Annotated in this window: 14 protein-coding genes and 1 tRNA gene; 5 read left to right on the plus strand and 10 right to left on the minus strand. The window is 32.4% G+C overall.

The features are described 5' to 3' along the window. Window positions 1-5: 5 nt before the first annotated feature. Window positions 6-392 carry a rhodanese-like domain-containing protein gene (locus BUB82_RS10740; RefSeq protein WP_073193627.1) on the plus strand — a complete coding sequence of 129 codons (387 nt, stop codon included), beginning with the start codon at window positions 6-8 and terminating at the stop codon, window positions 390-392. A gap of 86 nt (window positions 393-478) precedes the next feature. Here the strand turns inward: BUB82_RS10740 and BUB82_RS10745 are convergent, their stop codons facing one another. The 6 genes from BUB82_RS10745 to BUB82_RS10770 all read right to left on the minus strand — a co-directional run bounded on the left by BUB82_RS10745 (window position 479) and on the right by BUB82_RS10770 (window position 6,195). After that, on the minus strand, window positions 479-1,012 hold the full coding sequence (locus BUB82_RS10745; protein ID WP_073193628.1) for an RNA polymerase sigma factor: 534 nt from the start codon (window positions 1,010-1,012) through the stop codon (window positions 479-481). A 6-nt stretch (window positions 1,013-1,018) separates the two neighbouring features. Then, window positions 1,019-2,053: a glycosyltransferase gene (locus tag BUB82_RS10750; RefSeq protein ID WP_073193629.1), complete on the minus strand. Its 1,035-nt coding sequence runs from the start codon at window positions 2,051-2,053 to the stop codon at window positions 1,019-1,021. A gap of 65 nt (window positions 2,054-2,118) precedes the next feature. Then, the gene (locus BUB82_RS10755; RefSeq protein ID WP_073193630.1) at window positions 2,119-2,322 is read right to left on the minus strand and encodes a membrane or secreted protein; all 204 of its coding nucleotides are present in this window, start codon (window positions 2,320-2,322) and stop codon (window positions 2,119-2,121) included. 38 nt (window positions 2,323-2,360) lie between these two features. Next, window positions 2,361-3,371: a UDP-N-acetylmuramate dehydrogenase gene (murB, locus tag BUB82_RS10760; RefSeq protein WP_073193674.1), complete on the minus strand. Its 1,011-nt coding sequence runs from the start codon at window positions 3,369-3,371 to the stop codon at window positions 2,361-2,363. Beyond that, window positions 3,367-4,560, minus strand: coding sequence for a pyridoxal phosphate-dependent aminotransferase (locus BUB82_RS10765; protein ID WP_073193631.1), 1,194 nt, complete (start codon window positions 4,558-4,560; stop codon window positions 3,367-3,369). Before BUB82_RS10765 ends, murB begins: the two co-directional genes overlap by 5 nt. Before the next feature lie 57 nt (window positions 4,561-4,617). Continuing rightward, window positions 4,618-6,195, minus strand: a complete 1,578-nt coding sequence (locus BUB82_RS10770; RefSeq protein WP_073193632.1) for an NAD(P)/FAD-dependent oxidoreductase — start codon at window positions 6,193-6,195, stop codon at window positions 4,618-4,620. 151 nt (window positions 6,196-6,346) lie between these two features. Here BUB82_RS10770 and BUB82_RS10775 point away from each other — a divergent pair, with 151 nt between their 5' ends. Further along, window positions 6,347-6,805, plus strand: coding sequence for a YehS family protein (locus BUB82_RS10775; protein ID WP_073193633.1), 459 nt, complete (start codon window positions 6,347-6,349; stop codon window positions 6,803-6,805). A 49-nt stretch (window positions 6,806-6,854) separates the two neighbouring features. Here BUB82_RS10775 and BUB82_RS10780 read toward each other — a convergent pair whose 3' ends face one another. Further along, entirely contained in the window at window positions 6,855-7,355 is a 501-nt protein-coding gene (locus BUB82_RS10780) for an outer membrane protein (protein WP_073193634.1), read from the minus strand. 553 nt (window positions 7,356-7,908) lie between these two features. Here BUB82_RS10780 and BUB82_RS10785 point away from each other — a divergent pair. Both BUB82_RS10785 and BUB82_RS10795 read left to right on the plus strand, forming a co-directional pair. Beyond that, the gene (locus tag BUB82_RS10785) at window positions 7,909-8,187 is read left to right on the plus strand and encodes a DUF4339 domain-containing protein (protein ID WP_073193635.1); all 279 of its coding nucleotides are present in this window, start codon (window positions 7,909-7,911) and stop codon (window positions 8,185-8,187) included. A 556-nt stretch (window positions 8,188-8,743) separates the two neighbouring features. Beyond that, window positions 8,744-9,280 (plus strand): HD domain-containing protein, encoded by a 537-nt coding sequence (locus BUB82_RS10795; protein WP_073193637.1) that lies wholly within the window; start codon window positions 8,744-8,746, stop codon window positions 9,278-9,280. A 593-nt stretch (window positions 9,281-9,873) separates the two neighbouring features. On the opposite strand, the gene BUB82_RS10800 is transcribed toward BUB82_RS10795, so the two are convergent. The 3 genes from BUB82_RS10800 to BUB82_RS10810 all read right to left on the minus strand — a co-directional run bounded on the left by BUB82_RS10800 (window position 9,874) and on the right by BUB82_RS10810 (window position 11,674). Further along, window positions 9,874-9,947: transfer RNA gene (locus tag BUB82_RS10800), tRNA-Arg, on the minus strand. A 66-nt stretch (window positions 9,948-10,013) separates the two neighbouring features. After that, complete coding sequence (locus BUB82_RS10805; RefSeq protein ID WP_073193638.1) at window positions 10,014-10,922, minus strand: bifunctional metallophosphatase/5'-nucleotidase; 909 nt, start codon at window positions 10,920-10,922, stop codon at window positions 10,014-10,016. Further along, entirely contained in the window at window positions 10,919-11,674 is a 756-nt protein-coding gene (locus BUB82_RS10810; protein ID WP_073193639.1) for a 5'-nucleotidase C-terminal domain-containing protein, read from the minus strand. Before BUB82_RS10810 ends, BUB82_RS10805 begins: the two co-directional genes overlap by 4 nt. A gap of 68 nt (window positions 11,675-11,742) precedes the next feature. On the opposite strand from BUB82_RS10810, the gene BUB82_RS10815 reads away from it, so the two are divergent. Beyond that, complete coding sequence (locus BUB82_RS10815) at window positions 11,743-12,162, plus strand: hypothetical protein (RefSeq protein WP_073193675.1); 420 nt, start codon at window positions 11,743-11,745, stop codon at window positions 12,160-12,162. The last annotated feature ends 8 nt before the right edge of the window (window positions 12,163-12,170 follow it).

Consider the following 12,170-nt stretch of genomic DNA (forward strand, 5'->3'; position numbering starts at 1 on the left):
TGAAATTGACTTTTCAAAGCTTAATATTAGTTAGCTTATTAAGTATAATTGTAGCTTGTACAACTTCAACTTCTCAAACAGTTGAAGTTGTTGAGCCACAAGAATTTAAAGACGCCTTGAATAAGCATCCTCAAGCTTTGCTACTTGATCTAAGGACGCCAGAAGAGTTTCAAGACGCACATATTTCTAATGCCATAAATATTGACTTTGAATCTGATGATTTTCAATCTCAATTAAAATCAGCTGTCGATACAACTTCAATCGTATTCATTTATTGTAGAACAGGCAATAAAAGCGGTCAAACCAACACGATGCTTCAAGATATGAAAATCGATAGCATTATTGAATTAAGTAACGGATTTGAATCTTGGCAAAATCGGTTTGAAGAATAATTTAAACTTGTAACTTCAATCTAATTTTTTTAAATAAACTTCCTGTGTTTAAGTAATTAATCTTTTGGTTTAGAGCCAAATTTATTTTAAGGATTTAGTCGTTCTGCTAATAGTTTTTTAGCACGCAACAATTTAACTTTTACGTTATTAATAGGCTGATTTAATTCTTCTGCAATGGCTTTGTAGCTTAATTCTTTAAAATAACGTAAATGTATAACTTCTTGGTAATGTGGCTTTAAGCTTTTAATATGCCCTAATAATTTGGTTAAGTTTTGTTCAGTAATTAGGCGGTCTTCAGCAGTAGGTTCAATATCGACAATTTGGTTAGCATTTTTTTGATCTAAATCTGATGTTTCAATACTTTTTTTTCTGTTGATATCAATTTGTATGTTTTTTGAAATCGTAATTAACCAAGTTTTAAAATTAAACTGTTCTTGATAGGTGTCAAGCTTATCAAAAGCACGTGCAAAACTTTGAATGCAAACTTCTTCAGCTTGATAAGTGTTTTTTGTGCGCTTTAACTGAAATGCATAAACACTATCCCAATATTTATCCAATAACTTTTTAAAAGCCGATTGTTCACCTTTTTTAGCTGCTTCAATAAGTTGTTGGTTTGTCATATCAGTTTACCAGTATTTAGGCGTTTTAAATTGATTTAAAATCAAAATATAAAGCTGTAAAATAACTAAATTCAATTCTAAAATAGGCCAGAATAATAAGATTTTTAATGATTTAATAAAGCTTTTATGATTTATAAAAACAGCTATTTGTAGGCTCCAAATAGTAATTAAGCTTATTATGGCTAAAAGCCAGTATTCCGTAAAACTAAGACCAATGATGCTTATCAATGCCGAAATTCTCGCCAATCCAATTGCACCTAATTCTAACTTCTGCGATAAGTGATAATTCGGTGCTGTTGTGTAATGCCGTTGTTTTTGATTAATCCATTGCTTCAATTTAGTTTTTGGCTCACTTTCAGTAAAAGCTCTCTTATCTGTTTGCACATCGATGTTTTCTTTTGGAAATCGCTGAACCAACATGTCATCATCTCCAGATTCTAAATGCTGGTCTGAATTAAACCGGTTGTATTTTACAAAAGCCGATTTTACAACGGCTAAATTTCGACCAACACCCATGTACGCATTTTTAAGCCGCGCAAAGTTAATGTATTGAATTACGGTTGAGGTTGTTTCTAACTGAATTAGTGCGTTTAACCAACTAGCTTTTGTTTTGTAAGGAGAAACACCTAAAATTAGCTGAATATTAGATGACAAATTTTGTGTCATTAAATTTGCCCAATCTTGACTACTAGGTTGGCAGTCAGCATCTGTAAATACTAAATAATCATACTTTGAAGCTTCTACACCAGCTAACAATGCTTGGCGTTTTCTTGGTTGCTGACCACTCAACTGAATAGGTTTTAATCGTGGAAATTTCATCTGAAATTTCTCTAATATTGTTTGAGTTTCGTCTGTAGAATTGTCGTTAACAACAATAACTTCAAATTGTTTTAATTCTTGTTGAAGTATTTTTGGTAAATTTTTATAAAGATTTTTAGCTTCATTATGAGCACAAATCACAATGCTTACCGGCTTTTCTTCTGAAGATTTGCAGCGTGATTTTTGATATTTATTAAGGTAAATAAAAGAAATATTGCTCAACAAGTATAAACTTAGTGAAAAACCAAGTAAACTTATAAGCAATGTGATAAACAAATGAATTGAAGTTATTTAGAACCTTTACAGTCGGTTTGTTGGTCTGGTGTTTTACCACAAAAGCTACAAGCTTCACCATCTTTATTTAAAAATGGACTTTGACTGGCGCATGTACCGGCAAATTTACCATCTTTTTTTCCCCATATTTTAATGGCAATTCCAGCAACTGCAAGTCCTAGAAGAACTAAACTTAATAATAAAACCTTTGTAATCATAATGTATTAAATCTGAATACAAAGTTAGTAAAAAGCGACTAATAGATATTGACTTCAGGCTCTAATTTGATGTTAAAAGTGTTAAAGACTTGCGCTTGTATGTATTTAGCTAAATTTAAAATGTCATGGCCTGAAGCATTACCATGATTCACCAAAACTAAGGCTTGTTGTTTGTGTACAGCGGCATCACCTTGACGGTAACCTTTTAATTGGCATTGATCGATAAGCCAACCTGCAGGTATTTTAAAGTCACCTGAAGCTAATACGTAATATTTTAAATCGAATTTTTGTTGAAGTTGCTCAAAATGTTGAGCAGAAATAATAGGGTTTTTAAAGAAGCTTCCTGAATTTCCTAGCTCTTTAGGGTTAGGTAGTTTACTACTTCTTATGGCAATTACGACATCTGAAATATCTTTTATACTTGGATTTTTGATGTTTTTTTGATCTAAGACTGTTTTAATAGCACCATAATCTAAATGTAAGTTATGCTTACGCTTTGTGAGTTTAAAACACACATTGGTTATGATAAACTGGCTTTTATATTTGTTTTTAAAAACCGATTGGCGATAACCGAATTCGCAATCAGCTTTATTGAATTTAACAGTGTTGAGCGTTTGCACATTAATCGCTTCGCAAAATTCAAAGTTATCTTTTAGTTCAACACCATAAGCACCAATATTTTGAATTGGTGAAGTACCAACATTACCTGGAATAAGTGATAAGTTTTCTAAGCCGCCATAATTATTTTCGATACAATATAAAACAAATTCATGCCAGTTTTCTCCAGCCTGTACGTTTAACCAAATATGGTTTTCGTCTTCTTGAACGGTTTCAATCCCTTTTAAATTAACATGAACAACTGTTTTATTTATATCTTTGGTTAAAAGCATATTACTGCCACCACCTAAAATAAATAATTCAGAGGCGTAAAATCGCCTCAGAATTTCAAGAAGTTCAGCTTGTTTAGTAACTGAAATAAACTGCTTTGCTTTTACATCAATACCAAAGGTATTCAATGTTTTAAGCGAAAAATCTTTTTTTATATTAATCACCTTGATAGGCTTTAAGTCCGGCTTCTAAAATAGAAACTGCTTCTAATAAATGTTCTTTTTCAAGAACGTAGGCAATTCTAATTTGGTTTAGACCAGTATTAGGCGTTGAGTAAAATCCAGCTGCAGGCGCAACCATGACTGTTTTACCATTAACTTCAAAATTAGATAGCAGCCATTTGGCAAAGTGCTCAGAATTTTGAACAGGTAATTCGACTATGCAATAAAATGCACCTCTTGGTTTAGCCACTTTTATACCTTCAATTTGTCCTAAAGCTTCAATTAGTGTATCTCGACGATTCACATATTCACTATTAATGTTTTCAAAATAGGTTTGGTCAACGTCTAAAGCGGCTTCACTGGCAATTTGTGCAAAGGTTGGTGGACTTAATCGTGCTTGTGCAAACTTCATCGCTGCGGCCATCACTTCAGTATTTCTAGAGACCATACAACCAATTCTTGCGCCACACATACTGTAGCGTTTTGATACAGAATCGACCATAATTGCGTGGTTTTCTAAACCTTCAACTGCCATGATCGATGTGTGCTTAGCACCGTCATAAGTAAATTCACGATAAACTTCATCAGCAATAACAAATAAGTCATGTTTAAGCGCTAAATCAGCTAATTGCTTCACTTCATCTTCTGTATATAAATAGCCAGTTGGGTTGCCAGGATTACACATGACAATGGCTTTTGTCTTGTCGGTAATTAGTGCTTCAAACTCACTAATCGGTGGTAAAGCAAAGTTATCTTCAAATTTAGACTGAACGGCTTTTACTGTTACATTTGCCGCCGTTGCAAAACCATTGTAATTGGCATAAAAAGGTTCTGGGATAATGACTTCATCACCTGGATCTGTAATGCTTCCCATAGCAAACATTAAAGCCTCAGAACCACCAGTTGAAACAATTAACTGATCTTTAGAGATGTTAATACCATTCTGGTTGTAGTATTTAGCTAATTTGGTTTTATAAGAATCAAAGCCAGAAGATGGACTGTAAGATAATATGTTAAGATCATTATTCTTAACAGCATCTAATGCTTTTTGCGGTGTTGGGATGTCAGGCTGACCAATATTTAAGTAGTAAATTGATTTGCCTTCAGCTTCAGCAGCTTCAGCAAAAGGAACTAACTTTCGAATAGGCGATTCAGGCATTTGAAGGCCTTTTTGAGATATTTTTGGCATAGACTAATTTTTATTGCAAAAATGCGAAATTTTATTGATAATTCCTCTGAATAGTCCTTATTTTAAGGCTTTGTTAAAAATAGCTTCTGCACAACGTTCGCCATCAATTGCTGCAGAAACAATTCCGCCTGCATAGCCCGCACCTTCACCACAAGGAAATAGGTTTTGAAGGTCAATGTGTTGTAAAGTGTCACGATTTCGGGGTATTCTAACAGGTGAAGAAGTTCGTGATTCGGTAGCAACAATGACAGCTTCAGGATGAATAAAACCTTTCATTTTTTTATCGAATTTAATGAAGGCTTCACGTAATCTTTGATGCATTTTCGGTGGAAAAATATCATTCATATTAACAGAAACTAATCCAGGTTGATAAGAACATGTAGGCAAATCTGTTGAAGTTCGGTTGGCTACAAAATCAATTAAACGCTGCGCTGGAGCAGCTTGTGTTTGTCCTGCCAATTCAAAACATTTTTTCTCAATGTGTTCTTGAAACTTTAATGCTTTAAGTTCACCAAAGGCTTCAAATTTTGACCATTGTTCTTCATCGACAGTCATAACAATACCTGAGTTGGCAAAAGGATTATTCCGTTTAGACGGCGACCAACCGTTAGTGACAATTTCTCCAGGCGCTGTTGCACAAGGAGCAATAATGCCACCTGGACACATACAAAAAGAATAAACACCTTTGTCATTAACTTGCTGAACTAAACTGTAGCTAGATGGTGGTAAATAATCACCTCGGTTTTTAGCATGGTATTGTAACTGATCTATGAATTCTTGCGGATGTTCGACTCGAACGCCCATTGCAAAGCTTTTGGCTTCAATTTTAATTTGATGTTGCTCTAATAGATAAAAAATATCACGAGCTGAATGGCCTGTGGCTAGAATAAGTTGCTGAATAGGAACTGTTTTTTTGTGGTTAAGCTCTATAGCTTCAACCTCTGTTTGAGACTTGTTCAGAAATAAGTTGGTCAATTTTGTTTCAAAATAAATTTCGCCACCATTATCTATAATGCATTGGCGCATTTCAGCAATAATTTTTGGTAATTTGTTAGTCCCGATATGCGGATGCGCATCAACGAGAATGTCTTCATCTGCACCAAACTGAACAAAAGTCTCTAATATACGATTAATGCTACCACGTTTATCTGATCTGGTGTATAGTTTCCCGTCTGAATAAGTTCCTGCGCCACCTTCGCCAAAACAATAATTTGATTCGGCATTGACCAAGTGTTCTTTATTTAGTTTGGCCAAATCTCGCCGTCTTGAGCGTACATCTTTGCCACGCTCAATTACAATTGGTTTTAGACCGAGTTCTAAACAACGTAAAGCTGCAAATAGGCCGGCTGGTCCGCTACCAATAATATGAACCTTTGCTGAAGTTGGTTGAACTGTATTGTAATGTTTAAGTTTTGGTGTTGGGAATGTGATGGGTTGTGCTTTGGTCGAGTAGAGCAGTCTTAATTGAAATTTTATATTTGGTTTGCGTGCATCTATAGAACGTTTAATTACCTTAATAGCTGTAATTTCTTGCTCTGGACAGTTAAGTTTCTTAGCCAACTCTTGAATAATAGCTTTTGTGTTGTGAGCTACTTGAGGTGAAACCCTTAAATCGATTTGTGGTGTGTGAGTCATTTATTTTAAAATGGTAAAATTACTCTAATAAATCCAAAGTCACTTTCAAAACCAAAAAATCTGATATTTGTTTGTCCTAAGAATTTAAGTTTGATAAATCAATTGTTCTTATCAACTATTTCGCTTAATTTGTATTTTATTCAAAAAAAATATGACAAATAATGATGTTTTAAGGCGATTGCGCTATACGTTTGATTTTTCTGATGATGAAATGATCCGCATTTTTGATTTAGGGGATTATAAAACTACACGAACTGAAATTAGTGATTGGTTAAAACCTGAAGATCACGCGTCTTATATCAATTTACCTGATAAAAAACTAGCTCATTTTCTAAATGGATTTATCAATTTAAAACGCGGTAAACGTGAAGGCGAACAGCCTACTGCTGAATCGACTATGACTAATAATTTAGTTTTAAAAAAGTTGAAAATTGCATTGGCTTTAAAGACAGAAGATTTAATTTCTATTTTTAAGCAAGCTGATTTAGAAGTTTCAAAAAATGAAATTTCGGCCTTTATGAGAAACCCAAAACAAAGTCAATATCGCCAATTATTAGACCAGTATTTGCGTAATTTTTTAATGGGCTTACAGCTTAGATACAGAACATAAAAAACCGCTCCAAAAATTTGAAGCGGTATGTATATTTAATTTATTTAATTTAAAATCGATAGCGAATGCCAAGCGCTAAATCAAACTCTAAGTCATCATTATAATCACCAAAACCTAATTCAGGTCTAGTGTCGATAGATAATTGTAGCGGTATTTCATTAAAATTATATTCTATTCCTATTTGGCCTGCTGCTAATAAAAAAGTTTCATCCTCGTTAAAAACAGGCGAGTTAGGTTGTGTGACTTCATACTCATAACTACCGAAACCAGCACCAGCACCGGCATACCAGTTAAAATTACCTTCTAAATTCCAAACCCATTGGTAAACACCTGTAAGTTTAAAACCATCAAAATCATCGCCATCATTCCAACCTAAATCTATCTCTAAACGATTTTGTTCAGATAACCCATATTGGTAAGAGATTTCAGAACCAAAACCATTACCATCGCCCAATCTTAGCCCTAAGGAATGTTCAGAAAATTGTTGAGCCGAAGCTAGGCTAGTTGTCAAGATTAATCCTAAAAATAATAGTGATTTATACGTTTTCATAATATTAAATTTTAAACAAATTTATAATCCACCAGTTAAAGACAAAATCTGAGATGCTTAAAGGCTATAATTTTAATTGAATTTAACTTACTACATAAAATATTATAGCTTTAATAACATAGCTTTAAGATTAAGATCGTTTCAGCTTAGTGAACTAATTAATGAATAAAAGCTTAGCTAAAATTAATTTTTAATGAAATAATGATAAATATGGTTTTGACATAGCTTTTACTTGTCCAGAAACCAAGCCAAAAGGCATTAGTATTTGAAGAACACATCAGTAAAATTTTAGACTAACAGTTGATTATCATTACCGTATTTTTAAAGATGATTTAGTTGAAGTTAAATTTTTTAAAGAATAGTCGTCAAACCAATTTTTTGACTTAAAACAGACCTTAGGTCTATAGCCGCCCAATAAATTAACTTCTTTTAGTAAATTATAATTGTAAATGTCTAGTTTTGGTAATCAAATCAATAATAACTAACTAATACAATACACGGTTTAATGGCATTAACCTTTTAGTTATTGTGAGTTTTAAATTAAAAGCTGAACATGAAAAATAAGAAATTCTATTTCGCTAAAGGAGGTAATAAATTCGGACCAAAAACCTTAGAAGAATTGAAAACGCAGGAATTATGCTGTGACACTTTAATTTGGCACGATGGGATGGTAAATTGGACAGAAATAAAGGATATTCCAGAACTATACAATATTCTGAAAATTAATAAATTACCACCACCTCTGCCTAAAAATGAAGGAAAAGTAACCAAAACAGAAGTATCAGGTGAGCTGAATGTTCTTTTAGAGAAGAAGTCGAATAAAATTTTTTAAAAAACTAAGCCCTTCGCATAAAGTTCTTAGAATTTTTTTGATTTGGTCTGGTATTCATCTTTTTGCACTCATTACTTCCTACAGTGAAACTGACTTCTTTAATAAAGGAACGCCACTAACAAATAAATTTTGGCCATTCGTGAAAGTTTTTCAATATCACGATAGACCCTATATGTTGCTAGATAAAAAAGGATACTGGGATTATAATGGTATATTTTATAGTTATGATTGGTCTGAATTTTTGGTTTTCGTACGTGGAGTGTTTCTGATTTTTGCCATTACTCAAATGAAAACGGTTAACGACTAAAGTTGTTCAAAGTATTTTTGGATATAATAAATGGTAATTTTGGTTAGCAACTTGGCAGGTATTATGTATTTTTGATGATGAAAATTTTTCACTCAATCTCATTTCGAATTAGCAAAAGAAATCACTCAAGCCTTTCAAAACTTAGATTATATCAGCTTAACGAGTCAATTAAGTCAAAATATTAATTGTAAGAATCTATCTGTTTATTTGTTTTTAAGACAATTTCAATAAACATTAAATTCACAGAAAATGACTCAAGAAATTTATCAAGAAGCCATAAAATTTGCCGCAGAAAAGCATCAATACCAAACAGTACCTGGAACTGAATCTAGTTATTTATGGCACATTTCTAATGTAGCCATGGAAATAATGATGGCGCATCAAATAAAAAGCAATTTTGACCTTAATTATGCTGTACAATTAGCATTGCTGCATGATACTTTAGAAGATACCGATACAGAATATTTAGAGTTAGAAGATAAATTTGGAGTAGAAGTAGCACAAGGAGTAAAGGTTTTAACGAAGAATAATAATTTGACTTCTAAAAAAGAAAGGATGCTGGATAGTTTAAAGCGAATCAACGAAATGCCAAAAGAAGTTGGTGCTGTTAAATTAGCTGATAGAATCACTAATCTTCAAAAACCTCCTAGAAATTGGACAAAAGAAAAGATTCAATATTATTGGGATGAAGCGAAGTTAATTAACCAAACGCTTCAAGACAAGAACGAATACTTAAACAAACGCTTAGACAATAAAATAGCAGAATATGAAGTTTATGCGAAATAAAACTTAATTATAGCTAATACTTAATTACATATACAATTAAATTGTTCTTATAGACTAATTAGCCAAATACTTAGCTTAAAAATTGAATTTGATGAGTTATAATTAATTAATGTACATTAAATGAACAAATAAAGCACAATAAATACATCAATAATGTACATTAAAATATAAAATAAAGTACATTAAATGTGAAAATTATGTACATTAAATATTAAAATATAGTACATAAAAATTAAAAGTTTTGTACATTAATTATAAATTGAAAATTATAAGTTAATAAAACAAACCTATGTATTTAGAAGCTTATTAATCTTGTTTTAAATGAGACATCAATTGAAAGTAATGCTATCTCAATTAGGCTAAAGTGTTAACTTAAGATGAGACACTAGATGAATTAAATGATTTTATCTATCTGATATCATTTGAAGGATTCAGATGTCATCTAGTTAATAACTAAAGTCTAGTGTTGAAAATTATAGTTTTAAATCAAATTTCTAAGGCTATCATTAAATATATAATAGAATAGTACAAACCTTAGTTTATTTATAAAAAAGAAGCCAAAACCCAGTATTGATGAGGGTTTTGGCTGTTTGTGACCGCGGCAGGATTCAAACCTGCAACCCTCAGAGCCGAAATCTGATATTCTATTCAGTTGAACTACGCGGCCAATTTTATGATGACAAATATAATGAGTTATTCTGTTTTACAAGCTAGTTTACAATCTAATATTATTTTAAACTTCTTGAGATGTTCCTGTATTTTCCCAGTTGTTTAAATCATCTAAATAAAAATCGATGCGACCAACATTTATGCCTGCCCAACCAACCTGATTTACAATGACGTTGTTGCCTTTAGCGTTTTTAGTTGGTATAGGTTGGTCTAAAAAGGTATGCGTATGTCCACCAATAATTAAATCGATACCATGTGTTTGTTTAGCTAGTTTTAAATCGTCTATTTTTTTACTGTTATAGCTATATCCTAAGTGTGATAAGCAAATAACTAAGTCGCAATGTTCTTGTTGTTTTAAAATTTCAACTTGATCTTTAGCAACTTCAACAGGATCTAGATACTTGGTCTCTTTATATAAATCTTTAGATACTAAACCTTCAAGCTCAATGCCCAATCCAAATATACCGATGTTAATGCCATCAACTTCAAAAACTTGATAGGGTTTAGTTAAACCATTTAAACTGGTATTTCTTAAATCGTAATTAGCATTAAGTAAATCAAATTGAGCATGCTCTAGTTGAGCAGCAATATTGTCAATACCATTATCAAATTCATGATTTCCAATAGTTGAAGCATGATATCCTAATTTAGACATGATTTTATACTCTAATTCACCACCATAAAAATTAAAATAAGGTGTGCCCTGAAATGCATCACCAGCATCAAGAATTAAAGTGTTTGGATTTTCATTTTTAACATGATTGATATAATTAAACCGCCGACTTGCACCACCTAAATTTGGGTATTTAGAATGGTTTTTAGGAAACGGGTCTATATGGCTGTGAACGTCATTGGTGTGTAATATAGTGATATGTTTTTGGTGCTGAGGTTTTGTAAAACTACTTAAACCTATACCAGAAACGCCAATGGCAGCAGCGGTTGAGGTTGTTTTTATAAAGTGTCTTCGTTTCATGATTTTGGATTGAGTTGCGTAAAACGTGAATCTACTTTTGAGCTTAAAGTGTCTTGTTGCTCAAAATAATCAATTAATAAACTTCTTAATTTGTAGTTTAAATTATAGGTAGTGTCAGCTTTGGTGAAAAACGACATGTGATCGCCGCCTTTTACCAAATAGTCTGAAGTAGCAACATAATAAAATGCTTGATTAAGCGGTTTGCCATTAACTTCAACTAATTGCAATTGCCCATTGGCTTGTAAAGTTAAATTCAGCCCAGCAATTGGGTGAGCTCGTTTGGCTTCAACTAAGTAAGTAATGAGTTGCTTAAACCTTAATGAATCTAGTTTTGCCACAACAATTTCATTTTCAAATGGCATAATATTATAAGCCGTTCTTGTGGTGACTTCTCCTTTATTAATACCACCTCTAATTCCACCATAATTGAGTAAAACAGCATCTATTTTTAGATTTTCACGCTGACTTAATATAGGGTTTCCTAATTCAAGCACTGCATCAGCCATTAAGTTTCCGATACTTGTATTTAATTTTGCTTCACTTTTAAACATCGCTTTTGGTGAGTAAGCGAGGGCTTTGTTCATTTCGTTATTAATCTTTTTACGGTAAGGCTTTACAAACGCCTCGATTTCATTACTTTTATTGTAGGTCGAATCAATTATTACTTGCTTGGTGTCAATTTCAGTGACTTTATAGGTCTTTGATTGACAAGCAAATAAGATAAAACATAAGGCGATTAAGTAAATTCTCATTTAATTTCAATTTGATATTACAATTATAACGTATTTTTACAACAGACTAATGATTTAAAATAATGTTTATGTTAACAAAGAGGATTTTATCCCTGCTAAGTTTAATATTAGTATTAGGATTTTGGTCTTGTAATACTAAAGTTGAATTTCCCGTGTCTGAGGTCGTACCTTCGGCTGAAGCAACCGCGGTGATTTCGAAAGATAAGAATGATAATTTTCTGGTAGAACTTGATATTAATAATTTAACAAAGCCTGAACGCTTGAGTCCTAAGCGAAAATTTTATGTGTTATGGGCTGAAACTGCTCAAGGAAGCGTAAATTTGGGTCAAATAAAAGTAAAAGAATCTACTTTTAGTTCAAGTTTATATGCTGAAATTGAGGCTTCATTACCGCTTAAACCCACACGTTTGGTAATTTCAGCTGAAAATGAACTCAATAGAAATTCACCTAGCACATTTACTATTCTGGAGACTAAAATACGGTATTAGTTGACTAC

Source organism: Psychroflexus salarius (assembly GCF_900129035.1).
Classification (GTDB): domain Bacteria; phylum Bacteroidota; class Bacteroidia; order Flavobacteriales; family Flavobacteriaceae; genus Psychroflexus; species Psychroflexus salarius.

What these genes read in the sequence shown, in the direction of transcription:
- BUB82_RS10785 (WP_073193635.1), top strand. Translation starts at nt 7,909, where the DNA reads ATGAAAAATAAGAAATTCTATTTCGCTAAAGGAGGTAATAAATTCGGA.
- BUB82_RS10775 (WP_073193633.1), top strand. Translation starts at nt 6,347, where the DNA reads ATGACAAATAATGATGTTTTAAGGCGATTGCGCTATACGTTTGATTTT.
- BUB82_RS10765 (WP_073193631.1), bottom strand. Translation starts at nt 4,560, where the DNA reads ATGCCAAAAATATCTCAAAAAGGCCTTCAAATGCCTGAATCGCCTATT.
- BUB82_RS10770 (WP_073193632.1), bottom strand. Translation starts at nt 6,195, where the DNA reads ATGACTCACACACCACAAATCGATTTAAGGGTTTCACCTCAAGTAGCT.
- BUB82_RS10815 (WP_073193675.1), top strand. Translation starts at nt 11,743, where the DNA reads ATGTTAACAAAGAGGATTTTATCCCTGCTAAGTTTAATATTAGTATTA.
- BUB82_RS10810 (WP_073193639.1), bottom strand. Translation starts at nt 11,674, where the DNA reads ATGAGAATTTACTTAATCGCCTTATGTTTTATCTTATTTGCTTGTCAA.
- BUB82_RS10805 (WP_073193638.1), bottom strand. Translation starts at nt 10,922, where the DNA reads ATGAAACGAAGACACTTTATAAAAACAACCTCAACCGCTGCTGCCATT.
- BUB82_RS10745 (WP_073193628.1), bottom strand. Translation starts at nt 1,012, where the DNA reads ATGACAAACCAACAACTTATTGAAGCAGCTAAAAAAGGTGAACAATCG.
- BUB82_RS10795 (WP_073193637.1), top strand. Translation starts at nt 8,744, where the DNA reads ATGACTCAAGAAATTTATCAAGAAGCCATAAAATTTGCCGCAGAAAAG.
- BUB82_RS10780 (WP_073193634.1), bottom strand. Translation starts at nt 7,355, where the DNA reads ATGAAAACGTATAAATCACTATTATTTTTAGGATTAATCTTGACAACT.
- BUB82_RS10755 (WP_073193630.1), bottom strand. Translation starts at nt 2,322, where the DNA reads ATGATTACAAAGGTTTTATTATTAAGTTTAGTTCTTCTAGGACTTGCA.